The sequence below is a fragment of the Bradyrhizobium sp. USDA 4504 genome, from assembly GCF_054063995.1.
In genome coordinates, this window is sequence record NZ_JBSSGV010000001.1 from 7360374 (window position 1) to 7386178 (window position 25805).

Annotated in this window: 22 protein-coding genes; 9 read left to right on the forward strand and 13 right to left on the reverse strand. The window is 66.3% G+C overall.

Annotated features, from left to right (window positions below; genetic code table 11):
• Positions 1-65: 65 nt before the first annotated feature.
• Positions 66-1022 (reverse strand): LysR family transcriptional regulator, encoded by a 957-nt coding sequence (locus tag ACVMB1_RS34530; protein WP_456815195.1) that lies wholly within the window; start codon positions 1020-1022, stop codon positions 66-68.
• 57 nt (positions 1023-1079) lie between these two features.
• On the opposite strand from ACVMB1_RS34530, the gene ACVMB1_RS34535 reads away from it, so the two are divergent.
• Together ACVMB1_RS34535 and ACVMB1_RS34540 are read left to right on the forward strand one after the other, a co-directional pair.
• Positions 1080-2003 carry a hypothetical protein gene (locus tag ACVMB1_RS34535; protein ID WP_244558982.1) on the forward strand — a complete coding sequence of 308 codons (924 nt, stop codon included), beginning with the start codon at positions 1080-1082 and terminating at the stop codon, positions 2001-2003.
• Positions 2000-3013: a DUF2891 domain-containing protein gene (locus tag ACVMB1_RS34540; RefSeq protein WP_076833815.1), complete on the forward strand. Its 1014-nt coding sequence runs from the start codon at positions 2000-2002 to the stop codon at positions 3011-3013. The genes ACVMB1_RS34535 and ACVMB1_RS34540 overlap by 4 nt, the downstream gene beginning before the upstream one ends.
• Before the next feature lie 12 nt (positions 3014-3025).
• Here ACVMB1_RS34540 and ACVMB1_RS34545 read toward each other — a convergent pair whose 3' ends face one another.
• The 8 genes from ACVMB1_RS34545 to ubiE all read right to left on the reverse strand — a co-directional run bounded on the left by ACVMB1_RS34545 (position 3026) and on the right by ubiE (position 13210).
• On the reverse strand, positions 3026-3748 hold the full coding sequence (locus ACVMB1_RS34545; RefSeq protein WP_057020444.1) for a nucleotidyltransferase family protein: 723 nt from the start codon (positions 3746-3748) through the stop codon (positions 3026-3028).
• Between the two features lie 125 nt (positions 3749-3873).
• Entirely contained in the window at positions 3874-4194 is a 321-nt protein-coding gene (locus ACVMB1_RS34550; protein WP_028337556.1) for a PilZ domain-containing protein, read from the reverse strand.
• An 87-nt stretch (positions 4195-4281) separates the two neighbouring features.
• On the reverse strand, positions 4282-5805 hold the full coding sequence (tsaE, locus tag ACVMB1_RS34555) for a tRNA (adenosine(37)-N6)-threonylcarbamoyltransferase complex ATPase subunit type 1 TsaE (RefSeq protein ID WP_076833817.1): 1524 nt from the start codon (positions 5803-5805) through the stop codon (positions 4282-4284).
• Positions 5802-8312, reverse strand: coding sequence for an ATP-binding protein (locus ACVMB1_RS34560; protein WP_456849688.1), 2511 nt, complete (start codon positions 8310-8312; stop codon positions 5802-5804). Before ACVMB1_RS34560 ends, tsaE begins: the two co-directional genes overlap by 4 nt.
• 519 nt (positions 8313-8831) lie before the next feature.
• Entirely contained in the window at positions 8832-9290 is a 459-nt protein-coding gene (gene dut / locus ACVMB1_RS34565; protein WP_076833820.1) for a dUTP diphosphatase, read from the reverse strand.
• 51 nt (positions 9291-9341) lie between these two features.
• Positions 9342-10808 carry a bifunctional phosphopantothenoylcysteine decarboxylase/phosphopantothenate--cysteine ligase CoaBC gene (gene coaBC, locus ACVMB1_RS34570; protein WP_076833822.1) on the reverse strand — a complete coding sequence of 489 codons (1467 nt, stop codon included), beginning with the start codon at positions 10806-10808 and terminating at the stop codon, positions 9342-9344.
• 69 nt (positions 10809-10877) lie between these two features.
• Positions 10878-12452, reverse strand: a complete 1575-nt coding sequence (ubiB, locus tag ACVMB1_RS34575) for a 2-polyprenylphenol 6-hydroxylase (protein WP_076833825.1) — start codon at positions 12450-12452, stop codon at positions 10878-10880.
• On the reverse strand, positions 12449-13210 hold the full coding sequence (ubiE, locus tag ACVMB1_RS34580; protein WP_057020427.1) for a bifunctional demethylmenaquinone methyltransferase/2-methoxy-6-polyprenyl-1,4-benzoquinol methylase UbiE: 762 nt from the start codon (positions 13208-13210) through the stop codon (positions 12449-12451). Before ubiE ends, ubiB begins: the two co-directional genes overlap by 4 nt.
• A gap of 141 nt (positions 13211-13351) precedes the next feature.
• Between ubiE and mutM the strand changes: the two genes are divergently transcribed.
• The 3 genes from mutM (at position 13352) to ggt (ending at position 16626) form a co-directional block, all read left to right on the forward strand.
• Entirely contained in the window at positions 13352-14257 is a 906-nt protein-coding gene (mutM, locus tag ACVMB1_RS34585) for a bifunctional DNA-formamidopyrimidine glycosylase/DNA-(apurinic or apyrimidinic site) lyase (RefSeq protein ID WP_076833827.1), read from the forward strand.
• A 2-nt stretch (positions 14258-14259) separates the two neighbouring features.
• Positions 14260-14823 carry a GNAT family N-acetyltransferase gene (locus ACVMB1_RS34590; protein WP_057020429.1) on the forward strand — a complete coding sequence of 188 codons (564 nt, stop codon included), beginning with the start codon at positions 14260-14262 and terminating at the stop codon, positions 14821-14823.
• 123 nt (positions 14824-14946) lie between these two features.
• On the forward strand, positions 14947-16626 hold the full coding sequence (gene ggt, locus ACVMB1_RS34595; protein WP_076833864.1) for a gamma-glutamyltransferase: 1680 nt from the start codon (positions 14947-14949) through the stop codon (positions 16624-16626).
• Positions 16627-16782: 156 nt separating this feature from the next.
• Here the strand turns inward: ggt and ACVMB1_RS34600 are convergent, their stop codons facing one another.
• Positions 16783-18156, reverse strand: coding sequence for a serine protease (locus tag ACVMB1_RS34600; protein ID WP_076833829.1), 1374 nt, complete (start codon positions 18154-18156; stop codon positions 16783-16785).
• Between the two features lie 224 nt (positions 18157-18380).
• Here ACVMB1_RS34600 and ACVMB1_RS34605 point away from each other — a divergent pair, with 224 nt between their 5' ends.
• Entirely contained in the window at positions 18381-19184 is an 804-nt protein-coding gene (locus ACVMB1_RS34605) for a HesA/MoeB/ThiF family protein (protein WP_076833831.1), read from the forward strand.
• Positions 19185-19193: 9 nt separating this feature from the next.
• Here the strand turns inward: ACVMB1_RS34605 and ACVMB1_RS34610 are convergent, their stop codons facing one another.
• Complete coding sequence (locus tag ACVMB1_RS34610) at positions 19194-20201, reverse strand: aldo/keto reductase (RefSeq protein WP_076833833.1); 1008 nt, start codon at positions 20199-20201, stop codon at positions 19194-19196.
• Positions 20202-20321: 120 nt separating this feature from the next.
• On the opposite strand from ACVMB1_RS34610, the gene ACVMB1_RS34615 reads away from it, so the two are divergent.
• Positions 20322-21233, forward strand: a complete 912-nt coding sequence (locus ACVMB1_RS34615; protein ID WP_076833835.1) for a LysR family transcriptional regulator — start codon at positions 20322-20324, stop codon at positions 21231-21233.
• 431 nt (positions 21234-21664) lie between these two features.
• Positions 21665-22693: an IS110 family RNA-guided transposase gene (locus tag ACVMB1_RS34620; RefSeq protein WP_057016162.1), complete on the forward strand. Its 1029-nt coding sequence runs from the start codon at positions 21665-21667 to the stop codon at positions 22691-22693.
• Positions 22694-23255: 562 nt separating this feature from the next.
• On the opposite strand, the gene ACVMB1_RS34625 is transcribed toward ACVMB1_RS34620, so the two are convergent.
• Positions 23256-24260 carry a 2-hydroxyacid dehydrogenase gene (locus tag ACVMB1_RS34625; protein ID WP_028335496.1) on the reverse strand — a complete coding sequence of 335 codons (1005 nt, stop codon included), beginning with the start codon at positions 24258-24260 and terminating at the stop codon, positions 23256-23258.
• A gap of 345 nt (positions 24261-24605) precedes the next feature.
• Between ACVMB1_RS34625 and ACVMB1_RS34630 the strand changes: the two genes are divergently transcribed.
• Positions 24606-25133: an SH3 domain-containing protein gene (locus ACVMB1_RS34630; RefSeq protein WP_076824741.1), complete on the forward strand. Its 528-nt coding sequence runs from the start codon at positions 24606-24608 to the stop codon at positions 25131-25133.
• Between the two features lie 72 nt (positions 25134-25205).
• Here ACVMB1_RS34630 and irrA read toward each other — a convergent pair whose 3' ends face one another.
• Positions 25206-25697 (reverse strand): iron response transcriptional regulator IrrA, encoded by a 492-nt coding sequence (gene irrA / locus ACVMB1_RS34635; RefSeq protein ID WP_026192029.1) that lies wholly within the window; start codon positions 25695-25697, stop codon positions 25206-25208.
• Between the last annotated feature and the right edge of the window lie 108 nt (positions 25698-25805).

The following is a 25805-nucleotide window of genomic DNA, read 5'->3' on the forward strand; positions in this document are numbered from 1 at the left end:
AATCCGGCGCCAATATAGGGAGCGGCGACCGTCGTTAGCCACCCCTGTCGGAGAACCGTCACCGCTCAATATCGCAATCGGCCGGCGCAGCGATCGGCGGCATCCAGGAACCAGCGCAGCGCCGGATCCCGGGCGGCGCGGCTCGTATGGATCAGGTCGATCGCGAAGGCGGGGATGTCGATCGGCGGCGCGACGACGGCAATGTCGGCCAGATGCGTGAAGCGCCGGGCGATGCGCTCGGACATCGTGGCGATCAGATCGGTGCCGACCACGGCGAACGGAACGGCCACCACATGCGCAAGCGTCACCGCCACCCGTCGCTTCAGTCCATGGCGCGCCAGCAGCGCGTCGATCACGCTCGGCAGGCCATCGCCGCCGGCCGCCGAGAACAGCGCGTGCGGCAAGGTCGCGTAATCTTCCAGACTGAGGCGCTCCGATCGGTTCGTGCGCGTGGTATCGCGGACGCAGACGAAGCGTTCCTCGAACAGCCGGTGCCGGACACAGCGCGGCGAGTCCGGCAGGTGCCCGCCGATCAGGGCATCGAGCTCGCCGCGCTCCAGCTTCGCCAGCGCCACCGTCGCATCGGTGAGCGGGCGCACCGCAAGGTCAATGCCGGGCGCTTCGATGCGCAGCAGCCGGGTCAATTCCGGCACCACGACGAGATCGCCGTAGTCGGTCGCGGCGATGGTGATGCGCCGTCGCGCGATCGCCGGATCGAAGCCCTGATCGGGCACCAGCGCGCTCCGGATTTGCCGCAGCGCGTCGCCGATCGGCCCGGCCAGCGCCAGCGCCTTTTCGGTCGGCTGCATGCCCGCGCCGGCACGCAGGAACAGTTCGTCCGCAAACAGCGCACGCAGCCTTCGCAACGCGCTGCTCATGGACGGCTGGGCGAGCCCGATGCGCTCGGCCGCCCGGGTGACGTGGCGCTCCTCCATCAGCGCTTCGAAGGCGACCAGCAGGTTGAGATCGACGGCGGATAAATTCATTATAGCAATAATGCTTATAAGAATAATCGATTTCAACAATGATTTGCCCCGGCCTATGCTCATTGGCCGGACATGACGACGGGACCCAGGAATTTGGCGAGATTTGCGAGGCTGGTGCCAAGCGGGCCGACACTGCTGATCATCGGCGTGCTGGCAGGATTGGCTTTCCCCGCCTTGGCGGACGGCGCCCGCCCGCTGATGGCGGCGGCGATCTTCGTTCTGGTGCTCGGCACCTTCCTCCAGGTCGACGGCACGGCGTTCCGGCGCGCGTTGCAGCGGCCGCTGGTCTGGCTGCTGTTGCCGGCGCTGGCCATGCTGGCGAGCCCGCTTGCAGTCGGCCTTGCCGCGCGCGGCGCCGGCTTTCGACCCGAGCTGATCGTCGCATTGGTGCTGTCGGTGTGTGCGCCACCGTCGAGCGGCACGGCGGCCGTCGCGCGCATGCTCGGCTTCGATGCGACCATTCCGCTTGCCGTGACGCTGCTGTCGATGGCGCTGGCGCCGGTTACCGTGCCGCTGATCGCCGCGGGATTTGCCGGTCTCGCGCTCGATCCGCTGGCGCTTGCGACGCGGCTGGTCTTCCTGGTTGGCGGCGCCGGCGCGTTGGCGTTGCTGTTGCGCCGTCAGGCCGCTGCACGATTGGTGCAGCATGCGCGCATCATCGACGCGCTCGTGCTGGCCTCGCTGCTGCTGTTCGCGATCGCCACCATGGCCGGGGTGCGCACCCAGATCGAAGCGCAACCGGCCGCCGCGTTCACCTGCGTCGGCCTTGCCTTCGCCTGCAATCTTGCCCTGCAATTGTGTGGCGCGCTGCTCACGCCGGGCAATCTGGCTGCACGGCTGACAAGTGGCCTCGTTCTCGGCAACCGCAATGTCGGACTGGTCTGGTCGGCGATGGGCGCCGCGGTGTCGCCGATGACGGCGTTGTTCTTCGCCGCCACGCAGTTTCCGATCTATATGACGCCGCGGCTGATCGAGATGCTTGTTCGCCGCGAGCGCAAGGAGAATGCCTCACCATGAGCGCGACGATCCTGACCGAAGACCTCGCCGTCCGTTTCGCGCGCATCGCGCTCGGCCATGTCACGCGCGAATATCCGAACAAGCCCGATCACGTGCTGGCGGGGCCGCAGGATGCGCGCACGCCGCGCGAGCTGCATCCGGTGTTCTTCGGCAGCTACGACTGGCATTCCTGCGTCCACAGCTACTGGATGCTTGCCCGGTTGCTGCGCCGCTATCCCTCATCCGAGGCGGCGGACGATATCCGCGCGCTGTTCGACGCGCAGTTCGTTGCGGAGAAGATCGCGGCCGAATGCAGCTATCTCGCCGCCCCGACCGCGCGCGGCTTCAAGCGGCCTTACGGCTGGGGCTGGCTGTTGAAGCTCGCCGCAGAGCTCTCGCTCGTCGAGAACACCAACTGGCGCGATCGGATCGCTCCGCTCGCCGAGATCTTCGCGCAGCGCTACCGCGATTTCCTGCCGCTCGCCACCTATCCGGTGCGGGTCGGCACCCATTTCAACACCGCGTTCGGACTGCGCATGGCAGCCGACTACGCCGCGGTGACACAGGACGATGCGCTCAGTGCGCTGTTGCGCGACACAGCGCTGCGCTGGTACGGCGCCGATCAGGACTGCCCCGCCTGGGGTGAGCCGAGCGGTGATGACTTCCAGTCGTCCGCGCTGATCGAAGCGGAGTGCATGCGCCGGCTGCTGGCACCGGGTGACTTCCTGCCCTGGTTCGACCGCTTCCTGCCGCGGCTCGAGCTGCGCGAACCCGCAACCCTGTTCCGGCCCGCCACGGTCACCGATCGCTCGGATGGCAAGCTGGCACATCTCGACGGGCTCAATCTCAGCCGCGCATGGTGCTGGCGGGCGCTGGCCGGTGCGTTGCCGGCGGCCGATGCGCGCCGTCCGATCCTGCAGGATGCCGCGCGCCGGCATCTCGACGCCGGCCTGCCGTATATCGCCAGCGACTATATGGGTGAACACTGGCTTGCGAGCTTCGCGGTGCTCGCGATCGACGCCGATGGCTGACGAAGGCGCCGCCTACGCGACGCTTTCCAGGTAAGCTTCTTCCGCAGCCTGGATCGCGTCCGGAGTGCCGACATGCATCCAGACGCCGTCGAGGCGCAGGCCGAACAGCCGCTCCTGCTCGTTGGCGCGGTCGAACATCTTGGTCAGCGAGAACTCGCCGGCCGGCGCGTCGGCGAACAGCGCAGGCGACATGATCGCGGCGCCGGCATAGACGAACGGCACCACCTGGTGCTCGCGCCGCTTGCGCAACGCGCCATCCGGCAACATCGAATAGTCGCCGCGCCCGCCATAGCCGATGCTCGTAGCGGTCGGCGCCATCAGCAGCAGGATATCCATCCGCGCGGGATCGAAGGTTTCCGCGAGCCGCGCCAGATTGGAGCGCACGCCGTCGATCCACATCGTGTCCGCGTTCAGATGATAGAACGGCGCATCGCCGAGCAGCGGCAGCGCCTTCACTACCGCGCCGCCGGTGCCGAGCACCTGGTCGCGCTCGTCGGAGATGATCACGCGCGGACGGCTGCGGGGCTTGACGTGCTCGATGATCTGGTCAGGCAAATAGTGCACGTTCACGACCGCTTCGCTGACGCCGGCGCCGGCGAGCTTGTCGAGCACATGGTCGAGCAGCGGCTGGCCGGCGACGCTGACCAGCGGCTTCGGCATCGTGTTGGTCAGGGGGCGCATGCGCACGCCGAGGCCCGCAGCGAGCACCATGGCTTTATGGGGAGTGACGGGCATCTTCCGGATATTCTCGGTCATCATCTCTCATGCGCCGATCATATCACGGCGATTCGGCAAGCACATCAATCAGACGCCATAGTCACGAGACATGACGGCCGCAAGACGGCAATGACGACCCTGGCCTAGACGTCGGCAGCTTGCGTGCCGCGTCTGGCGGTTTTCTTCTTCTTGTCGCCTTGTTTGAGAAAGTTGACGCCGATCTGGTCGCCATTGACCCATGCCAGCTCGCAGCGGCGATAGGCCAATCCTGTGGACGACAGCAGCAGAAAGAACTCCTTCAGGTTCAGGCCCTCGACCGAGCCGTCGACGGAGAGCTTGGCGCCCGTCTCCGACACGTCTTCCATGGTGCAGTCGCGCCGCCAGGTGCCGTCGATGCCCATCATGTGCGCTGCTATGCCGCGCTCAAACGTGACACGATCGCCCTTGCGTCGTTCCGTCCCCATCGTGTGGTCCCGCTCCAGATCCGGCCGCGCCATGGATCAGGTGCGGGCTCCGCAACCTTAGGGGAGGCGAGGCTAATAACCCGTAAACTACGGTACTGGAGGAGGGACGTTGGCTTTGTACCAGATGCGGAAGCTGGTCAGCGCGGGGTGAGCCAGCGACCGCTCGAGATAGGTCCAGATCCGCGGCTGGTGCTTGAGATATTGCGGCTTGCCGTCGCGGCGGTTGAGTCGCGCAAAGGTGCCGAGCAGGCGGGTGTTGCGCTGCGCCGACATGATCGCATAGAGCTCGGCGAAGCCGGCCGGATCGAAGCTTTCATCGGTCGCGCGCCGCGCCTTGATGTAGCGGGTCAAGAGCGACAGCTCGAGCTGCTCGGGCACATCGATCCGGGCATCCTGCAGCAGCGACACCACGTCATAGGCCGCGGGGCCGAGCAGCGCGTCCTGGAAATCGATGACGCCGACGCGCAGGATGCCGGTGCGTTCGGCAAGCCAGATGATGTTCGGCGAATGGAAGTCGCGGATCACCCAGGTCTGCGGTGCGGCTGCGGGCTTCTCCAGCAGGCCGCGCCACATCCCGAGAAATTCGGCGCGAAGCTCCTCGCTCGGCTGCGCGCCGCGGTCTGGCAGGTACCATTCCAGCATCAGCCCGATCTCGATCAGCCAGGCGTCGATGTCGAACACCGGGATGTCGTAGCTCTCGTCCGACGTCAGCGGCAATTGCTCCGGCAGCACCTCGCGGTGCAGCGCCGCCAGCATGTCGACGGCGGCCTCGTAACGCTCGGCGATCGGCTGCGGTGGGTCGCCCTCGATGACGCCCTCGGCGCCGAAATCCTCGGTGATAAGGAAGCCGGATCCGAGATCGATGTGACGGATCGCGGGCGCCGAGAAACCATGCTTGCGCAGGCCGTTTCCGATCGCGACGAACGGCCTGACGTCTTCGGCGAGATGCACCGCTGCGCTGTAGGACTGGCCGCTGTAGATCGCCGGGCCGTCGGGACGGCGCGGCGAGTTCATCAGGATGACGGTGCCGTCGTCGTTGCGCAGCCGCGCATAGGAGCGCGTCGAGGCATCGCCCGGCATGCGTTCGCGCCGGGCATTGAGAAAGCCCGCGCGGTCGAGGAACTGGCGCAGCTCGTTGAGCCGCGCGACCTTCGCCGCGCCCTTGCCATGGCCGGTGATCTCGGCCGCGCGTGCCGCCGATCCGAGCGCCGGGCGATGGCTGAACGCGATATCGATGCGGTCGGCGGGCATCGCGTCGGGCGCGCGCTCCGGCCACTCGATCAGCGCCACGATGTCGTCGGGCAGCGGCGACAGCCCGATCTCCTCGAGCTCGCCGGCGTCGTTGATGCGGTAGAGGTCGGCATGAACCAGCGGAAACGACGGCAGCTCGTAGCTCTGCGCCAGCGTGAAGGTCGGGCTCGGTACCTCCAGCGCGTCGTCGTCGGCGAGATAGCGGATCAACGCGCGCGCGGCCGTGGTCTTGCCGGCGCCGAGATCGCCGGACAGCGTAATGACGTCGCCGGCGCCGATCAGCAGCGCGAGGTCGGCCATCAGCTCTGCTGTCGCGGTCTCGTTCGCGAGTGCCACCGAGAATGTCGAGGTCGCCGTCATTCAGCAGCGTTGCGGTGTGCGGTCTGGTCGATCGGGAAGTCGCAGGTCACGGTCGTGCCGTGGCCTACGGTCGAATCGACGCGCACCCGTCCGCCATGGAGTTCGACGAAGGAGCGGACCAGCGACAGGCCAAGGCCCGCGCCGCGGTGCCGCGAGCCGTGCGAATGGCTCTCGAACCAGTTGAACACCTTGTCGCGCATCTCCGCCGGAATGCCGGGACCGGCGTCGGTCACCGCAAACACCACGCTGTGCTCGGTGCGGTGGGCGCTGATCGTGACGGTGGCGTCGTGCGGCGAGAAGCCGACCGCGTTGGCGAGCAGATTATACAGCACCTGCACCACGCGCCGCTCGTCGCCGACAAAGGCGCCGATGTCGGGCTCGATATCGACCTTGAGGGTGATGCGGTCGGTCGCGAGGCGATCCTGGATGCCTTCGGCGGCGCCTTCGATCGCCTGGCCGATATTGACCGGACCGAGCTCGAGCTTCATCGCGCCGGCGTCGATGGTGGCGAGATCGAGAATGTTGTTGGTGAGCGCCAGCAGCGCGTTGGTCGATTTGGTGACGTAGTCGAGATATTCGGCCTGCTTCGGCGTCAGCGGTCCGGTCGAGGGATCGCTGAGGAAATGCGCGAAGCCGATGATGGTGGTGAGCGGTGCGCGCAGCTCGTAGGAGACGTGGTGGACGAAATCCACCTTCATCTGGTCGGCGGCTTCCAGCGCCTCGTTGCGCTCGCGCAGCGCCCGCTCAACATTTTCGGTGTCGGTGATGTCCTGGAAGGCGAGCAGGGTCTTGCCGTCGGGCAGCGGGATGGTCATGCAATTCAGCACGCTGCCGTCCTTGCGCTCGAGCTTGAGCGCGACCTGGGCGCGGTTCTCGATCGCGGTGATCTGCTCGCGCAGCGTCCGCCAGGTCAGGGCGTCGTCGAACAGCGGCCGGCACAGTGCTTCCACCGCCTCGATATGCGGCTCGCCCTGCAGCGCGTCGGCCGGCAGCTTCCACATCTTGGCGAAGGGCGGGTTGAACAGTTCCGCGCGGCCGTTGCTGCCGAACACCGCGACCGCCTCGCCGAGATTATCCAGGGTCTCGCGCTGCACCCGCGTCAGGCGGTCGTAGCGGCGCGCGAGGTCGAGGCTCTCGGTGACGTTGTCGAACAGATAGGTGACGCCGCCCTCGAGGTTCGGCGTGGTGACGACGCTGATGGCGCGGCCGTCGGGCAGGAACCAGGTATAGGTTTCGGATTCGACCGCGCGATAGGCCTCGTGCAGCTTGGCCTTCCAGGCGCGGAAATCCGGCTGCTCGGGCAGCTTGCGGTTGGCGCGCAGCCGGTCCAGCACGCTGGAATCGTCGGGGTTGCCGTCGAGGAAAGCCTGATCGAGGCCCCACAGCCGCCGATAGGACTCGTTGTAGAAGGTGAGCCGCCGGTCGGCATCGAACACCGCGACGCCCGAGGACAATTGGTCGAGGGTACGCCGGTGCGCTTCGACCATCCGCGCGATCGCCGCGCGCAACGCCGCAGCTTCGCTGGCGTCGATCGCGATGCCGGCGCTGCCGCCGGAGAGCTTGAGCGCCTGCACGTCGTAGATCCGCCGCTCGCCGCTGACGACGATCGGCAGCCGCGCGGCATAATTGGCATTGTCGTTCAGCGCGCGGGTCAATTCGCCGCGCTGGTCGCTTTCGAGCAGTTCGAGATTGCGCTGCAGCGCGTCCGACACGCTCTTGCCCTCGGTGGCGCGGACATAGGCCGCGTTGGCATAGCGCAGATTGCCCTCGAGGCTCTTCGCCCAGATCGGCCATGGCGCGGCGGCGGCGAAATCGCGCAGCAGCTCGGTTTCCTCCTGCAGCGCCTTGTAGCGCAGGTTGGACTCGGCGAGCTCGCGGCGCAGGCCGCCGAGCTCGCGGATCCGCACGATGGCCTGGCCGCCGATCGCGCGGCCCATCGCCTCGATGGCACGGCCGGCCGAGGTCGAGAGGTTGAGCAGGAACGCCTCGCCCTTCTCGCGCAGCGCGTCGACGGCGTGATCCATCTGCAGCGCCGGCTCGGGCGGCAGCCAGGTTCCGAAGGCGAGGACGCGTTGCGGCGATCCTTCCTGCGACATCACCAGCGAGATGTCGCCCGAGATCTGTGGCCGGTTGTCGCCCGCGGCCCAGGAGATCAGGACCTGCGGCTCGACGAACAGCAGCGCGCGCAGCCGGTCCGATTGCGCCTGCAGGTCCGTGATCTCGGACTGCAGCTGTTCCTCGTTCCTCGTCGCGCGCACGCGGGTGCGCATCAAGAGGATCGCGGCGACGGCCGAGAAGCCGACCAGCGCAAGCGACGTCGCGAGGACCGCGACCTCCTGGTGATTGAAGCCGAAATGATCCGACATCGCCTGGGCGACCGGGCTCTCGGCGGCAAACGCGGTGCGGGCTGGCAGCAATGCGGTGATGGCGAGCCCAATCATGCCGTCGCGCGCCAGTGAGGTGCATGACAGCAGGGTTCGACGCATTGCCGCGACTACGCCCGACATATGTTGCCCCAGAACGCACAAACCTTAAGGCATGATCCGGAAAAGAGGAGACCGGTGTTCCCTCACGGCAAACGTACGACGTTTGTCCGCCGATCATGCCCAAGCAGGACCAGACAGCCCGACGAAGACCCCCCGTCGTGCTCGAATCAAGACAGAATAGTCCCAACGGGACTCGGCGAGTAAGAGTCCAGACCGTGAACGCAGAATCCCCTGTGAAAAAATGCCGCCGGGTGGGGCGGATTTTACGCGAATTGACTCCGTATTGGTGCGGAGAGCGCGCACGAAGCGTGATCTTCCCGAGCTCGTCCGCACACTTGTCCGATGCGAAGGCGCTTGGCTCCCTCTCCCCGTTCTTACGGGGAGAGGGTTGGGGTGAGGGGCCGTCTCCGCATATCCGGTGATAGCTGCGTTCGCGGAGACTCCCCCTCACCCGGAACGCATCTGACGATGCGTTCCGACCTCTCCCCGCACGCGGGGCGAGGTGAAGTGGCGCCGCCGCTCGAGTGAAGTCGTCGCGCACTAGCGTCCGGTCGAGCCGAAGCCGCCGCTGCCGCGCCCGGTCGCCGGCAGCACGTCGACCGGAACCAGCTCGGCCCGTGTGACCGGCGCGATCACCATCTGCGCGATACGCTCGCCGCGCCGGATCGAGAACACCTCATGGCCGTGGTTGATCAGCAGCACGTTGATCTCGCCGCGATAGTCGGCGTCGATCGTGCCGGGCGAGTTCAGCACCGTGACGCCGTATTTGGCGGCAAGGCCGGAGCGCGGCCGCACCTGCGCCTCGTAGCCCGGCGGCAGCGCGATCGTCAGTCCGGTCGGAACCATCTCGTAGCGGCCCGGGAGCAGCAGCAGCGGCGCCGACTGCGGCACCGCCGCGAGCAGGTCGAGCCCGGCCGCGTCGGCGGTCTGATAGATCGGCAGCAGGAGATCGGCGCCGTGCGGCAGTTGATGGACTTCGACCTTGATGGTGGCGCTCACGATGCGGTTCCTACGGCTCTAGAGCATGATCCGATTGAATCGGATCATGCTCTAATCCTTTTGTTTGGTCGCGTTTTCTTGACGCGAACCGGTGACCACTTCGCTCGAAAACGCTCTTGCGATGCGCGACACCAGCGCGGTCGCGACTTCCTCCTTGGTCATGACAGGCCAGGAGTCGACGGTGACGTCCTTGCCCTCGCGCGAGAGCAGGTGAACGGTGTTGCGGTCGCCGCCCATCACCCCGGTTGCCGGCGAGACGTCGTTGGCGACGATCCAGTCGCAGCCCTTGCGCGCGAACTTCGCCTTGGCGTTCTCGATCAGATGCTCGGTCTCGGCGGCGAACCCAATCACCAGCGGCGGCCGCTGCTCCTTCAGCTTGGAAATTGTCGCGAGGATGTCGGGGTTCTCGACCAGCTGCAGCGGCGGCATGCCGGCCGCGGTCTTCTTCAGCTTCTGGCTGCCCTCGGTGGCGACCCGCCAGTCGGCGACCGCGGCGGCGAAGATCGCGACGTCGACCGGCAGCGCCGCCTCGACCCGGTGCAGCATGTCGCGCGCGGACTCCACGCGCATGACCGAAATGCCCTGGGGGTCGTCGAGCTCGACCGGGCCGGTCACCAGCACCACCTCGGCGCCGGCGGCGCGCGCGGCGGCGGCGATGGCAAAGCCCTGCTTGCCGGACGAGCGGTTGGCGATGTAGCGGACCGGATCGATCGCCTCATGGGTCGGGCCCGCGGTGATCAGCACCCGCTTGCCGGCTAGCGGACGTGGCTGCGGCGGGCGCAGCATGCGGTCGGCGGCGGCGGCGATCTCGGTCGGCTCGGCCATCCGGCCGACGCCGGCCTCGCCGGCTTCCGCCATCTCGCCCGCATTGGGGCCGACGGTGTGGACGCCGTCGCGGCGGAGCTGCAGCACGTTGCGGCGGGTGGCCGGATTGTTCCACATCAGCGGGTTCATCGCCGGCGCCAGCAGGATCGGCCGGTTGGCCGCCAGCAAGGTGGCGGTGGCGAGGTCGTCGGCATGGCCCTGCGCCATCTTGGCCATCAGGTCGGCGGTCGCCGGCGCCACCACGATCAGGTCGCAGTCCCGCGCCAGGCGGATATGGCCGGCGTCGAACTCACTCTCGGCGTCGAACAGGTCGGTGTAGACGCGCTCATGCGACAGCGCGCTGGCGGCGAGCGGGGTGACGAATTGCTGGGCCGCCCTGGTCAGCACGCAGCGGACCTGGATGTGCCGTTCCTTGAGTCGCCGGATCAGATCCAGCGCCTTGTAGGCCGCAATCCCCCCGCCGATGATCAGGGTGACGCGCGGCTCGCCGGCCACGCTGGCGGCCCGTGGAGCAGGGGCTGCCACTGTCGCGGAACCTGGGCCGGGCGCCTCGGAGGGCTCCGTACCGCCGTCTGCGAGGTCCCGGAGGATCACCCGGACCTCCTCCTCGACCGAGCGGCCGTTCCTGGCGGAGCGCAGCCGCAGATAGGCCTTCAGCGTGTCGTCGAGTTTGCGGATGGTCAGGCTGGCCATGGCGTGCCCTCAGGCATCATGCTCAAATAAATATGATAGCGATGCTATCACATGGTGCATGCATTGCAATCAGTGTGCCCGGATCGCGAAAAAGATCGCGATGGAGGCGATCGCAATGACCCAGAGGCCGACGGTCTGCACCCGCGCCTTGCGGGCCTCGGCGCGGGCCATTTCGTCGATCGAGTCCGAAGACAGCATGTGGCCCTCCAGCGTCATGGTCTCCAGCTGCTCGAGCACCGTGACGGCGCGGTTGGCGATCGACGGCAAGTTGGCGAGGATGCGGCCGAGCTCGCCCGCGCCTGAGATCGCGCCCTGGATGCGGCCGGCCGGGCCGAGATTCTGCGTGATCCATTCGCGCACCACGGGGTCGGCGATCTTCCAGATGTCGAGCTTCGGGTCGAAGCCGCGCGCCACCCCCTCGACCACCACCATGGTCTTCTGCAGCAGGATCAGCTCGGGGCGCGTCTGCATGTCGAACAGGCCGGTGACCTCGAGCAGAAGCGTCAGCAGCTTCGCCATCGAGATTTCCTCGGCGGTGCGGTTGTGGATCGGCTCGCCGATCGCGCGGATCGCCTGCGCGAAATTCTCCACCGAATGGTGGCCGGGCACGTAGCCGGCCTCGAAATGCACCTCGGCGACGCGGCGATAATCGCGGGTGATGAAGCCGAGCAGGATCTCGGCCAGGAAGCGCCGCTCCTTCAGCCCGAGCCGTCCCATGATGCCGAAATCCACGGCAACGAGCCGGCCGGCCTCGTCGAGGAACAAATTGCCGGGATGCATGTCGGCATGGAAGAAGCCGTCGCGCAGCGCGTGGCGCAGGAAGCTCTGGATCACCTTGCGGCCGAGATCGGGCAAATCGACCTTGGCCTGCGCCAGCCGGACGTGATCGTTCAGCGCGATGCCGTCGATCCACTCCATCGTCAGCACGCTGTGCGCGGTGCGATCCCAATCCACCGCGGGGACGCGGAAGTCCGGATCGCCGCGGGTGTTCTCGGCCATCTCGGACAGCGCGGCCGCCTCGAGCCGCAGATCCATCTCCATCGCGACCGAGCGCGACATCGTGTTGATGACCTCGATCAGGCGCAAGCGCCGCGCCTCGGCGGAATGCGCCTCGGCCTTGTGCGCGACAAAGAAGAAGTCGCTGAGGTCGCGGCGGAAGCGCGCGGCGACGTTGGGCCGGAGCACCTTGACCGCAACCTGATGCCGGACCCCGTCGCGCTCGATTTCGCCGCGATGCACCTGCGCGATCGAGGCCGCGGCAACCGCAGGGCCCAGATGCACAAAGGCCTGCGGCAGCGGCCGTTCCAGCGATTGCGTGATGACGGTTTCGGCCGCTTCCTGCGCGAACGGCGGCAGCCGGTCCTGCAGGGCTTCGAGATCGCGCGCCATCGCCACGCCGACCACGTCGGGCCGGGTGGCGAGGAATTGCCCGAGCTTGAGATAGGCCGGTCCGAGCCGCGTCAGTGCGCGCGACAACCGCGGACCTGACTTGGCGGAGCGGCGCTCGATCAGCCGCGCCAGCTTCAGCGCGAGCTGCCCGGGCGGCGGCACCAGCGCGGGATCGACGACGCCGAACACGCCCTCGCGCGCAAACACGAAACCGGCGCGGGCGAGGCGCGTGATGTGGGTCAGTGCAGAGATCACAAACGCCAGCCCGAATGCAGCGCCACGATGCCGCCGGAGAGGCTCTGCCACTTCACGCGGGCAAAGCCGGCGGCGCCGATCATCTCGGCGAACGCGTTCGGCCGCGGGAATTTGCGGATCGACTCGACGAGATATTGATAGGACTCGGCGTCACCGGTGACGGCGCGGCCGAGCGGCGGGATCACCTTGAAGGAAAACAGATCGTAGATCTTGTCGAGGCCGGGCACGTCGACGGTGGAGAATTCCAGGCACAGGAAGCGGCTGCCCGGCTTGAGCACGCGATAGGCCTCGCGCAATGCGAGGTCGATCTGCGGCACGTTACGGATGCCGAATGCGATGGTGTAGGCGTCGAACGCGCGGTCGGCAAAACCCAGCGTTTCGGCGTTGCCCTCGACGAACGACACCCGGTCATCGAGGTGCTGCTTCGCGGCGCGCTCGCGGCCGACGGCGAGCATGTCGGCATTGATGTCGCAGACCGTGGCATGAAAGCCCGCGCCCGCGGTCTTGGCGGCCCGGAACGCGATGTCGCCGGTGCCGCCAGCGACGTCGAGCAGCGCGAACGGCCGGTCGCCCTTCGGCGGATCGAGCATCGTGATCATGACGTCCTTCCAGGCCCGGTGCAGGCCCGCCGACATCAGATCGTTCATCAGGTCGTAGCGGGACGCCACGCTGTGAAACACGTCGTTCACCAGCGTCTGCTTCTCGCCCAGGGGCACATCCCTGAAGCCGAAATGGGTGGTTTGATCCGGCCGATCCATCACTCAGAACTCTTACCCTTTTTGGTCGCGTTTTCTTCACGCGAACCGGTAGCCGCTTGGCTCGAAAAACGCTCCAGCCAAACCATAGCGCGGCGGCCGCAATGGCGCTATCACGTCACTTCCAAAAGGTGAATGCCTGCCATGCCGGAATTACCCGAAGTCGAGACCGTCCGCCGCGGCCTGCAACCGGCCATGGAGGGGTCCACGATCCTCAAGGCCGAGGCTCGCCGCAAGGATTTGCGGTTTCCGTTTCAAAAAGACTTTATCGCCCGGCTGGAGGGCCGGACCATCACCGGGCTCGGCCGCCGTGCCAAATATCTGATGGCGGACCTGAACTCCGGCGACGTGCTGCTGATGCATCTGGGCATGTCGGGCTCGTTCCGCGTGCTGAAGCAGGACGGCGCGGCGACGCCGGGGCAATTCCACCATCCGCGCAGCGAGGATCGCGTGCATGATCACGTGGTGTTCCACATGTCGTCGGGCGCGGCCGTCGTCTTCAACGATCCGCGGCGCTTCGGCTATATGAAGATCATCGCGCGCAACGCGATCGAGGATGAACCGCTCCTGAAAGGGCTCGGTCCCGAGCCGCTCGGCAACGAGTTCGACGCGGCGATGCTGGCGCGCTCCTGTCACAACAAGAAGACCAGCCTGAAGGCCGCGCTGCTCGATCAGCGCGTGGTGGCGGGACTTGGCAACATCTATGTCTGCGAGGCGCTGTTTCGTTCGCATCTGTCGCCGCGGCGATTGGCCGCGACGCTCGCGACCAAGTCCGGACAACGCAAGGGCGTTGCCGGGGGCGAGCCGACCGACCACGCCAGGCGGCTGGTCGACGCGATCCATTCGGTGCTCAACCAGGCGATCAAGGCCGGCGGCTCCTCGATCAGCGACCATCGATTGACCAACGGCGATCTCGGCTATTTCCAGCATTCGTTCCAGGTCTATGACCGCGAGGGCGAGACGTGCCGTACGTCGGGCTGCGAAGGTATTGTCAGGCGCTTCACCCAGAACGGCCGTTCGACGTTCTGGTGCCCGAAGTGCCAGAAGTAGCAATGTTCGAGACCCCGCGCATCGAGACGCCACGCCTGATCCTGCGGCCGCTTGCGCTGTCGGATGCCGCGGCGATCCAGAGTCACTTCAACAATTGGAATGTGATCAAGACTCTCGCCACGGTGGTGCCGTGGCCTTATCCCGGCGACGGCGCGGAAAGCTTTATCAGGCGCGAGCTCGACAAGATCGCGGCCGGAGAGGAAAGCTATCAATGGGCACTGGTGTTGCGTGCCCGCGATGGCGAGGCGATCGGCAACATCAATTTCCGGCCGCGCGCCGACGGCCGCAAGGGCAATCGCGGATTCTGGCTCGCTGAGCCGTATTGGAATCAGGGCCTCATGACCGAGGCGATCGCGGCGGTGAACGATTTCGCCTTCCTGGCGCTCGGCCTCGATCACTTCCATGTCTGCAACGCGCCGTCCAACGTCGGCTCGCGCCGGGTCAAGCAGAAGACCGGAGCCGAATTCGTCGGCTTCGTCGAGCTTCCGCACCACAATGGCGAATCCAGAGCGGAGAAGTGGAAGGTGACGCGCGAGACCTGGTTGCGCGATCGCGCGAAGCCGTGACCTTATTTGCGAATACCGCCGCGAGGAAAATCGCGGCGGCTTGACCGTGCACGCGCGGCCGGAGAACATGGCTGCGATCGCTCCATCAAGAACGAGAACACAATGGCGATGAACGGCATGTCGATGAATGACGCCTGGCGCGACCGCGCCGCGACAAGTTTTCAATGCGAGAAGCAGCCGGCCACCAGCAGCCGCGGCATGGTGGTGAGCAATCATCCGCTGGCATCGAGCGCGGGCGCCGAGATGTTGGCTGCCGGCGGCAATGCGATCGATGCGGCGATCGCCACCTTGTTCACGCTGACCGTGGTCGAGCCGATGATGATCGGCATCATCGGCGGCGGCATGGCGCATATTCGTCTCGCCGACGGCAGCCATCGCTTCATCGACGGCCAGAGCACGGTGCCGAACGCGGTGCGGCCGGACACCTACACTTCGAAGCCAGGATCGGCGCACGACGTGTTCGACACCGTCGGCAACGAGAATTTGAACGGGCCGAAAGCGGTCGCGGTGCCGGGCTCGCTGAAAGCCTGGTGCGAAACGCTGCGCCGCTTCGGCACCATGAGCCTTGCCGATGTGATGCAGCCCGCGATCAAGCACGCCGCGCGCGGCTATGCGGCGACGCCCTATTTGCATGAATGCATCACCGACGGCGCCGAGGAGATGCTGAAGGACAAGCCGATCTCGGCGATCTATCTGCCTGATGGCACGCCGCTGAAGCCCGGCGAGCGCGTGGTGCAGGCGGAATATGCCGAGACGCTGAAATACATCGCCGATCATGGCGACAACGCGCTCTACCAGGGGCCGCTTGGCGACATCCTGGTCGACTACATGAAAAAGAGCAGCGGCTTCATCGCGCAGGAGGATCTCGCGACCTACAAGACCGTCGAGCGGCAGCCGATCCGCTGCGACTACCGCGGCTGGGAAATCCTCGGGCCTCCGCCGCCCGCGGCATCGGGCGTGCATATCACGCAGATGCTCAACATCCTCGAAGGCTATGACATCGCGCGGCTCGGCTTCGGCACGACCGAGACGATCCATTATCTTGCCGAGGTGCTGAAGATCGCCTTTGCCGACCGCGCGGCCGCGAGCGGCGATCCCGCCTATATCAACGTGCCGGTGGAGCGGTTGACCTCGAAGGCCTATGCCGAGGAGCGCCGCCGCGCGATCGATCCCGACCGCGCGCAAGCCTGGAGCGCCGGCGTCACCCAGCTCGAAAGCGCGCACACCACGCACATGACTGCGGCGGATGCGATGGGCAATGTGGTCGCGACCACCCAGACCATCAACAATCTGTTCGGCGCCAAGATCCTGATCCCGGGCCTCGGCACCGTGCCGAACAACTACATGAACCTGTTCGATCCGCGGCCGGGACACGCGCTGTCGCTGGCCGCCGGCAAGCGCGTCACCACCTCGATGTCGCCGATGATGGCGCTGCGCGACGGCAAGCTCGCCTACGCGCTCGGCCTGCCCGGCGGCAAGCGCATCTTCCCGAGCGCGATGCAGGCGCTGATCAATCTGATCGACCACGGCATGAGCCTGCAGGAGGCGGTCGAGGCGCCGCGGGTCTGGACCGAGGGCAATGCGCTGGAGGTCGAGCAGGCGGTGCCGGAGGCTGTCCGCGCCGCGCTATCAGCCAAGGGCCACAAGGTGCAGGTCGTGCCGACGGTGGCCGGCGGCATGAACGCGATCCAGTTTCACGCCGACGGCACGATGTCGGGCGCAGCCTGCTGGCGCGCCGACGGCACCCCGGTCGGCATTGCCGGCGGCCTCGCCCGCGCCGGGGTGCGCTTTGCGTTGAGGTGAGGTTGGTTAGGCTCCCTCGCCCCGCTCTCGCGGGGAGAGGGTGGGGTGAGGGGCTCACTCCACGAGGTGGTGTCCATTGATGGACCTGTACCCCCTCACCCGGATTGCATCTGGCGATGCAATCCGACCTCTCCCCGCAAGCGGGGCGAGGTAGCTCTACTTCCTGACGCAGATCACGCGGACCACGGCCGCCTTGGCGTCTGCCGAGTCGCCCGACGCGGTGACGCCATGCGCCTTCAGGAAGCTGCGCACCGTGTCGGCCGGCACCAGCGCGGCCTGCGCCGGCGGCGCCGCGTTTGCGGGGCCTGCGACGATGACGGGTTTCAGCACCGCGATCCCAGCAAACCTGCCGCCGCTATCGGTCGCCGCTGCGCCGGAGAACCCGAGCGCCGGCGCCGGTGACAGCGCCTGATCGCCGCCGCCGATCTGTGCGGCCGAAGCCTTCACGTTGCTCGCGGCCGCTCCGCCGCCCTGGTTCTGCGGATCGGCAATCCCGGTGATGTCGAGCGCGGTCTGCGTCGCCTGGCCTGCGATATTGAGCGGCTTCAGCCCGCGCGCGCCATAGATGCGCAGCAGCGCGAGATCGTGATCCCTGTCCTCGGCGACCCGATCGGCATTGCCGTAGCCCGGGATCGTCAGCGTGATGCAGTCGTCGGTCGCCACGCGATCGGTAACGATGGCGCCGTCGTCGCTGACCACTACGCCGGTGCCATATTCGACGGTCTTGCGCGGCGGCGGACCGGCCTGCACGGCGGACGGAAAGGCGTTGAAGGCGCTCGACATCGCGATCACCACCGGCTCGACCGTGGTCTGCATCGCCTGGTCATAGAGGATGGTGAGGATGCGGACCTCGTCGCCCTTCAAGGTGCCGCGCAGATAGAACTTCTTCAGGCCCTGCATGCCCGACAGCACGAAGAAATCCGGCTTCACCACGGTGTAGTCGATGGTGCGCCCGGCCGGCTCCTTCCTTTCCTGCTCGGCAAGCTTTGCGGTGGCGGGGCTTGCTTCCTTGCGCCGGGTCAGCAGCACCTGGACGGTGCCGGTCGGCGAGGTCCATTTGGCGCCAGAAGCGTCGCTGGTGAGCTGCGGCACCAGCTTTGTGGGAATGCCGAGCCGCGCCCCGGTGGCCGGCTCGGTGACGATCCGCCAGCCGACACCTTCCTGCTTCCGCCGCGCCGTGTCGGCGAGCACGCCGCGCTCCTGCGGATTCAGCACCCCGGTCGGCTTGCCGCCGCGCTTCTTCTGGAATTCCTTGATCGCATTGACCATGCGCTCGCTGACGTCGCCGGTAATGGCGCCGTTATATTCGCCGACCCAGGCGAGGTCGGATTGCAGCGCCAGCCGCTCGGCCTGCGCCATCGCGCCAGCGGTATCCTCCGGCTTCTGCAGCCCGGGGCGTATCGGCACCGTCGCCACGGTTTTCGGCTTCGCCCCCGCCGTCGAGGGCGGCGTCATCTGGGCCTGCGCCATGCCCATCCCTGTGACCGTAATGGAAGCGGCCATCAATGTTGCCGAAAGCACCGATCTCATGACAAATCCGGGGGGAATGACTGACACCATTGACGTCCAGGCAATTAAGCACATCTGCTTGGTCGGCAACAACCGCGCCTGGGTTCAGGGAGCGCGTCAACCCTCATCCCGAGGAGCGGCGTCAGCCGCGTCTCGAAGGATGAGGCCACGGACCGGGCCTCATGGTTCGAGACGCGCGTGCCGCGCTCCTCACCATGAGGGTCACGGGTAGGATAGATGAGACAATGCTGAGTGCCGACGAACTTGAACGCTATGCCCGCCACATCGTGCTGCGCGAGGTGGGCGGCCCCGGCCAGAATGCGCTGAAGCAGGCCTCCGTGCTGGTGATCGGCGCCGGCGGCCTCGGCGCGCCGGTGCTGATGTATCTGGCGGCCGCCGGTGTCGGCCGGCTCGGCGTGATCGATGACGATATCGTCTCGCTCTCCAATTTGCAGCGCCAGATCATCCATGCGACGTCTGATATCGGCAAGCGCAAGGTCGACAGCGCGGCGGCACAGATCCATGCGCTCAATCCGCATGTGACGTTCGAGGCGCATTCGATGCGGCTCACCGCCGACAATGCGATGGCGCTGAGCGCGAACTACGACCTCGTGCTCGACGGCTCCGACAATTTCGAGACCCGCTATCTCGTCGCCGATGCCTGCTTCCTCGCGAAGCGGCCGCTGATCACGGCCGCACTGGGCCAGTTCGACGGTTCGCTGACCACGATCCGCGCGCATGAGAAGAATGCGGACGGCGAGTTCAATCCGACCTATCGCTGCCTGTTTCCGGAGGCGCCGCCGCCGGGCACGGTGCCGGCCTGCGCCGAGGCCGGCGTGATGGGCGCGCTCGCCGGCGTCCTGGGATCGATGATGGCGCTGGAGGCGATCCGCGAGATCGTCGGCTTCGGCGAGGGCCTGGTCGGCCGCCTCCTGATGGTGGATGCGCGCGCGATGCGGTTCGAAACCCTGCGCTACGCGCGCGATCCGCAGAACCCGCTCAATGGCGATGGGCCTGTCATCACTGACCTCAGCGCCCATCGCACCTGATTGCTGCCGTTATCTGCTGGCCGGCTTCTCGCTGTCGAGATGCGCCATCTGCTCGGCCGCATAGCGCGTGCCGGCAGCGATATCCGGCGGGAAGGCTTTCGCCAGCGCTGCGAGATGAGCTTGCGTCAGCGTCAGCCTGGTCGCGCCGAGCGCTTCGGTGAGACGGTTGCGGGTGCGGGCGCCGACCAGCGGCACGATCTCCTTGCCCTGCGCCGCGACCCAGGCAATCGCGACCTGCGCCGGCGTCGCCCCGATCTCGGCGGCAACGGCGCGCAACTGCTCGACCAGCGCGAGATTGGCATCGAGGTTCGCGCCCTGGAAGCGCGGCGTCATCAGCCGGTAGTCCCTGCCGATCTTGCCGGACTCCTTCGACCAGTGGCCGCTGATCAGTCCGCGCGACAGCACGCCGTAGGCGGTGATGCCGATGCCAAGCTCGCGGCAGGTCGTCAGGATATCGCGCTCGATGCCACGCTCGATCAGCGAGTATTCGATCTGGAGATCGACGATCGGATGCACGGCGTGAGCACGGCGGATGGTGTCGGAGCCGACCTCGGACAGGCCGATATGTCTGATGTAGCCGGACTTCACCAGATCGGCGAGGCCGCCGATCGTCTCCTCGATCGGAACGTTGGGATCGAGACGTGCCGGGCGGTAGATGTCGATGTAGTCGGTGCCGAGACGTTGCAGCGAATAGGCGAGAAAATTCTTCGTCGCGGCCGGCCGGGTGTCCATTCCGGCGAATTCACCCGCGGGGCCGCGCAGCGCGCCGAACTTGACGCTGATCGTCAGCCGGTCGCGCGCGACGTCCTTCAGGGCTTCCTGCACCAGCATCTCGTTGTGGCCCATGGCATAGAAGTCGCCGGTATCCAGCAGCGTGATGCCGGCATCGAGCGCCGCATGGATCGTGGCGATGCTCTCGCCGCGATCGGCTGGGCCATAGACCTCGGACATGCCCATGCAGCCGAGGCCGAGGGCCGCGACGGTGGGCCCGGTTGAGCCGAGTTTGCGTGTGTCCATGTGGATGTTCCTCGAACGTTGGCGGCGGAAATCCGTCGCTAAATGCCGAGGTGATATGGGCCGGACGGTTTCGGACGATAAGCTGGACAATCGCGAATGGCTTGTTCACTATATCGAACAATGCAGGATTTCGACCTTCGCGATCTCGACGCCTTTGTGGCGGTGGCGCGCACGCGCAATTTCCGGCGTGCGGCGCTCGAGCAGCGCGTCTCGGTTTCCAGCCTCAGCCAGCGCCTGCGCGACATGGAAGAGCGGCTCGGCGTCCGCCTGATGAACCGCACCACCCGCAGCGTCGCGCTGACCGAGGCCGGCGAACGGCTGCTTGCCCGTGTCGCGCCGGCCATGGTCAACGTCGCCGATGCGATCACCGAGGTGCGCGGCCTGCGCGCCGAGCCGTCGGGGCGGTTGCGCATCAACGCGCCGCCGCCCGCGGTCGATCTGGTGCTGGCGCCGATGATCGCGCCGTTCCTCGCCAGATATCCGCGGGTCGAGCTCGACGTCGTTGCGGAGAGTGCGTTCGTGGACATCGTCGCGCAGGGCTTTGACGCCGGCGTGCGTTACGGCGAGCACCTGGCACAGGACATGGTCGCGGTTCCGCTTGGCGCGCCGCAACGTTACGCGATCGTGGCGTCCAGCGCGTATGTCGCAAAGCACGGCCGGCCGATGCATCCGAAAGATCTGCTGGCGCACCCCTGCATCCGCAGCCGCTTCAGCAACGGCGTGATGTTCGATTGGGAGTTCGAGAAGAACGGCCGCGTGGTGAAGATTTCGCCGCCGGCCAGGCTGACCGCGACCCATCTCGGCCTCGCGCTGCGCGCGGTCCATGACGGCGTCGGCTACTGGGCGACGTTCGAGGGCTATGTCCGCTACGGCGTCAAATCCGGTGCGCTGGTCAGCGTGCTCGACGACTGGTGCCCGCCATTCGACGGACCGTTCCTCTATTATCCGAGCCGTCGCCAGCCGCCGCCGGCGCTCGCTGCGTTCGTGTCGTTCGTCGCCGACTGGCGCAAGCAGGCGCGACGGAAGAAGTAGAGCAGGACCTCGCCACATCGTCGTCCCGGCCTTGAGCCGGGACCCGTACCCACAAATGCGGATTGCCTTGCAGCGCTGGGGCCACAGCCCTCGCAACAACGAGGCCCTGCGGTTATGGGTCCCTGCTTTCGCATGCTTTCGCAGGGACGACACCGAATGCGTGATTACAGCATGCGCCTCGCCGGCCGCACCGGCTCCTTTGCATGGGGTTGTTTTCGATATTTTGGCAGCGCGCCCCTGCGACGGCAGGGCTGTCGCGTGTGACTACCCACGTCCCGTAGATGGGGTAACGGGCCGGCCGCCCGCTCGCTACGGCGCAATTTGGAAGCGCGCTCGCGAGCGGCCTGTTGGTTGGAAGGCGGTCGTCCCTCAAACTGATGGTGTTCAACGGAGTCGGGCAAGCCCGCTCCAAGCATCATTAAGGGACGACCATGTACCACTATGCAGGAATTGACGTGTCTTTGGAATGCTCGAGCGTTTGCCTTGTCGATGGGACAGGCAAGATTTTGCGCGAGACGAAGGTTGCGAGCGAGCCGGCGGCGCTGATCGCCTGGTTCCGGTCGCTGGGTCTGGTACTGGAACGGATCGGGCTGGAGGCAGGCCCCTTGTCGCAATGGCTGTATGCGGGTCTGCGAGACGCAGGGCTTGCGGTCGAGCTGCTGGAAACGCGGCACGTTCGCGAAGCCTTCAAGTCGATGCCGGTGAAGACGGACCGCAACGATGCCCGCCGGATCGCGCAGTTGATGCGGCTCGGCTGGTTCCGGCCGGTGCACTGCAAGTCGGTCGCGGCGCAGGAGACCCGCGCCATCCTGACGGCGCGCAAGCTGCTGCAATCCAAGCTTCGCGATGTCGAGAACAGCCTGCGCGGCATACTTCGCGGTTTTGGCCTGAAGGTCGGTGCGACCACCGAGCGCACGTTCGCCGGACGCATCCGCGAGCTCGTGACCGGCCATCCCGGACTGGAGTTGGTCGCGGCGGCGCTGCTCCAAGCCCATGCGGTGCTGCTGCGGGAGTTCAAGAGCCTGGACAAGCACACCCAGAAGCTCGCCAGGACGCATCCATCCGCCAAGCTCCTGATGACAACGCCGTCCGTTGGTCCGATCGTGGCGCTCACCTATGCCGCGGCGATCGACGACCCGAAGCGCTTCCGCTCCTCGAAGGCCACGGGAGCCCACTTTGGGCTCACCCCGAAGAAGTACCAGTCCGGTGAGACCGACTACACCGGCCGCATCAGCAAGATCGGGGATGCCTCCGTGCGCGAGGCACTCTACCAGGCAGCTCACGTCATGCTGACCAAGCCGGTCAAGAATTGCTCGGCATTGAAGAGCTGGGCGATGCGGATTGCCCGGCGCGCAGGCATGCGCAAGGCCAAGGTAGCGCTGGCTCGCAAGCTCGCCGTGATCCTGCATCGCATGCTCGCCGACACCAAACCGTTCAACCCGATGACCAAGGCCATCTAGCCAGGAGCAGCAATCGGTTCCGGGCGGGCCACGACACCAGGCTCTCCCCGAGCGAAGTCCCTCCGCTGGGACGATGGATCCGGTCAGGCCGCCATCCGGGAAGTGGCTCACGACCACGCAATCCGTAGATTGGCCGGCCGGCTCCTCAATGCACCCCATCAGGCGACGGCCTTCGCGCCGATCCCGTACAGAAGCAAGTGCCCGGCGAGTGGATGACGCGAAAAGGGATTGACTAACCAAGGCCCGTTACAGAAGCCCGGATGGAGTGAAGCGTAATCTGGGGCGGCCTGTCCGCGGATACAGGCCCCGGATTTCGCTGCGCTCCATCCGGGCTACAGATCTCTCTTCTTCCCCCTGAAAGGGGGAAGGTCGGGATGGGGGGTCCAGCCACACGCACCGTCGCTCGTGGAGAGAGATGATCCCCACCCGCTTTGCTCTGGCGAGCAAAGCGACCTCCCCTTTTCAAGGGGAGGTTATGGAAAGAAGCGGTCCCGGATTGCGCGGAGCCTGTCATCGGGCGCGCGTTCGCGCGACCCGTTGGCTCCATCCGGGCTACGAGCGCTTACAGCATGCTCGGCAGCACGCGATCCGGCGGCTTGTGGGCGTCGAGGAAGGTTCGGATGTTGATGATCACCTTCTCGCCCATCTCGACGCGGCCTTCGATGGTGGCCGAACCCATATGCGGCAGCAGCGTCACCTTGCCGGCCTTGGCGAGCCGCACCAGCTTCGGGTTCACCGCGGGCTCGTGCTCATAGACGTCGAGGGCTGCGCCGCCGATATCGCCGGCTTCGATCAGCTTGATCAGCGTGTCCTCGTCGATCACCTCGCCGCGCGCGGTGTTGACGACATAGGCCTCTTTCCGGATCAGCTTGAGCCGCCGCGCCGAGAGCAGGTGATAGGTGGCCGGCGTGTGCGGGCAATTTACCGAGATGATGTCCATCCGCGCCAGCATCTGGTCGAGGCTTTCCCAATAGGTCGCCCCGAGCTCTTCGGCGATCATGGGCGCCACCGGGCGGCGGTTGTGATAGTGGATCTGCAGGCCGAAGGCGCGGGCACGGCGCGCCACGGCCTGGCCGATGCGGCCCATGCCGACGATGCCGAGGCGCTTGCCGCCGATGCGGTGGCCGAGCATCCAGGTCGGCGACCAGCCCGCCCAGTGCTGCCTGCCTTCGGTCAGGATCGAGGCGCCCTCGATCAGGCGCCGCGGCACCGCCAGGATCAGCGCCATGGTCATGTCGGCGGTGTCCTCGGTCAGCACCTTCGGGGTGTTGGTCACCGTGATGCCGCGGGCATGCGCCGCGGCGACATCGATATTGTCGACGCCGTTGCCGAAATTGGCGATCATCTTCAGCTTGCAGTCGGGCTGATTGATCACGTCCTCGCGGATCATGTCGGTCACGGTCGGCACCAGCACGTCGGCGGTTCGCGCCGCCTCGGCGATCTGCTCCGGCGTCATCGGCGTGTCGTCGAGATTCAATCTGGCGTCGAACAGCTCGCGCATCCGGGTCTCGATCGAGTCCGGCAGCTTGCGGGTGACGACGACGAGAGGCTTTTTCTTCACCGACATGTCCTGCTTTCATGACGCGCGGCTTGCCAAAAAGCAAACCGTTGAGGCCTCATTAACCCGGTTGTTCGACACTGCTGATAGCCGCGCTGTCCCGGCGTTTCCTTCGCGTTTCCTAGGGTTCCCCGATGCTTGCCCCGGCTCTTCGCCAAGGCGAAACGACGGGCAAATTCGGGTGTTCTGGCTCTCAGGCGTTCCGTCCTCTCTAGCAGAAGGCCGGGCCAAGACAAGAACCCCTCGGACTTGCAGTGCGGGAGCGAACGGCGCAGGCGCAGGGGCCTTCGGGCGTGGTTTGGGTTGCAATTCGCCGAGTGCGGGTTGGGCATTTCGGCAGGAGACGAGTTGATGGTGGCGTTCTGGCGTTTCAGTTCATTGGTGGCGCTGGTCGGAAGCATGCTGAGCGCGTCGGTCATGCCCGGACATTCCGCCAAGGATTTGAGCCCCACCACCAGCGGCCTGCCGATCCCGCGCTATGTCAGCCTGAAGTCGGATCACGTGAACGTCCGGGCCGGCCCGACCAAGGACAATGACGTCGCCTGGGTCTATACGCGGTCGGGGCTGCCGGTCGAAATCACCGCCGAGTTCGAGAACTGGCGCCGGGTGCGCGATTCCGAGGGCGCCGAAGGCTGGGTCTATCATTCCCTGCTGTCCGGGCGCCGCACCGCCGTCGTCACCATGAAGAACAAGGACGATCTGGCCTCGCTCTACGATCGTCCCGACGCCACCAGCGCGATCGCGGCGCGCCTACAGGCCGGCGTCGTCGCGCAGGTGAAGAAATGCGCCAATAACTGGTGCCGGGTCACCGGCAGCGGGTTCGACGGCTGGATCGAGCAGCAGCGCCTGTGGGGCGTCTACGCCGACGAGAAGGTTGATTGAGCTTCCCCGACCGCAAATGAAAATGGCCGGGACGAGCCCGGCCATCACAACTCAAATCGACGGTAAGACGGTTCAGCGCTTCTTGCGCAGCCGTACGACCATGTCGACGCGGGAGATCTCGTAGCCTTCGGGCACGTCGGGCATCTTCGACAGCACGAGGTTCGGGTCGGGAATGTCGACCAACTCGTGGTTATGCTCGAGATAAAAGTGGTGGTGCGTCGACACGTTGGTATCGAAATAGGTTTTCGTGCCGTCGACGCTGACCTGGCGCAGCAGGCCGGCGTCGGTCAGCTGGTTCAGGGTGTTGTAGACGGTCGCCAGCGACACCGGAACCTTGGCCAGCGTGGCTTCCTCGTACAGCATTTCAGCGGTCAGGTGGCGGGCACCCTTGCCGAACAACAGCCAGCCCAGCGCCATGCGCTGACGGGTCGGCCGCAGACCGGCAGACTGCAACATTTCGTTGACGTCATGCCACGGACAGCCGGTCAGGGCAGGGTGGTGCCCAGCGCCCCGGGCAGCCGGGTGCACGGCATCATCGTTCACAGCCGGTACTTCCTCGTTCATATCCACTCTATGCACCCAACTCAGGCAATATTCCTCATAAATATAAAAAGGATGCCTATCAGATGCAAGTTTTTCGCAACTAGAACGAATCCAAGCTGCGGTAGAAAC

Bases quoted from the DNA above. Each gene is read 5' to 3' on its own strand.
- ACVMB1_RS34605 (WP_076833831.1), top strand. From the start codon at position 18,381: ATGCTGAGTGCCGACGAACTTGAACGCTATGCCCGCCACATCGTGCTG.
- ubiE (WP_057020427.1), bottom strand. From the start codon at position 13,210: ATGGATCGGCCGGATCAAACCACCCATTTCGGCTTCAGGGATGTGCCC.
- ACVMB1_RS34560 (WP_456849688.1), bottom strand. From the start codon at position 8,312: ATGTCGGGCGTAGTCGCGGCAATGCGTCGAACCCTGCTGTCATGCACC.
- ACVMB1_RS34540 (WP_076833815.1), top strand. From the start codon at position 2,000: ATGAGCGCGACGATCCTGACCGAAGACCTCGCCGTCCGTTTCGCGCGC.
- mutM (WP_076833827.1), top strand. From the start codon at position 13,352: ATGCCGGAATTACCCGAAGTCGAGACCGTCCGCCGCGGCCTGCAACCG.
- ACVMB1_RS34600 (WP_076833829.1), bottom strand. From the start codon at position 18,156: ATGAGATCGGTGCTTTCGGCAACATTGATGGCCGCTTCCATTACGGTC.
- ACVMB1_RS34625 (WP_028335496.1), bottom strand. From the start codon at position 24,260: ATGTCGGTGAAGAAAAAGCCTCTCGTCGTCGTCACCCGCAAGCTGCCG.
- ACVMB1_RS34620 (WP_057016162.1), top strand. From the start codon at position 21,665: ATGTACCACTATGCAGGAATTGACGTGTCTTTGGAATGCTCGAGCGTT.
- ACVMB1_RS34550 (WP_028337556.1), bottom strand. From the start codon at position 4,194: ATGGGGACGGAACGACGCAAGGGCGATCGTGTCACGTTTGAGCGCGGC.
- irrA (WP_026192029.1), bottom strand. From the start codon at position 25,697: ATGAACGAGGAAGTACCGGCTGTGAACGATGATGCCGTGCACCCGGCT.
- ACVMB1_RS34545 (WP_057020444.1), bottom strand. From the start codon at position 3,748: ATGCCCGTCACTCCCCATAAAGCCATGGTGCTCGCTGCGGGCCTCGGC.
- ACVMB1_RS34615 (WP_076833835.1), top strand. From the start codon at position 20,322: ATGCAGGATTTCGACCTTCGCGATCTCGACGCCTTTGTGGCGGTGGCG.
- ACVMB1_RS34590 (WP_057020429.1), top strand. From the start codon at position 14,260: ATGTTCGAGACCCCGCGCATCGAGACGCCACGCCTGATCCTGCGGCCG.
- ggt (WP_076833864.1), top strand. From the start codon at position 14,947: ATGAATGACGCCTGGCGCGACCGCGCCGCGACAAGTTTTCAATGCGAG.
- coaBC (WP_076833822.1), bottom strand. From the start codon at position 10,808: ATGGCCAGCCTGACCATCCGCAAACTCGACGACACGCTGAAGGCCTAT.
- ACVMB1_RS34610 (WP_076833833.1), bottom strand. From the start codon at position 20,201: ATGGACACACGCAAACTCGGCTCAACCGGGCCCACCGTCGCGGCCCTC.
- tsaE (WP_076833817.1), bottom strand. From the start codon at position 5,805: ATGACGGCGACCTCGACATTCTCGGTGGCACTCGCGAACGAGACCGCG.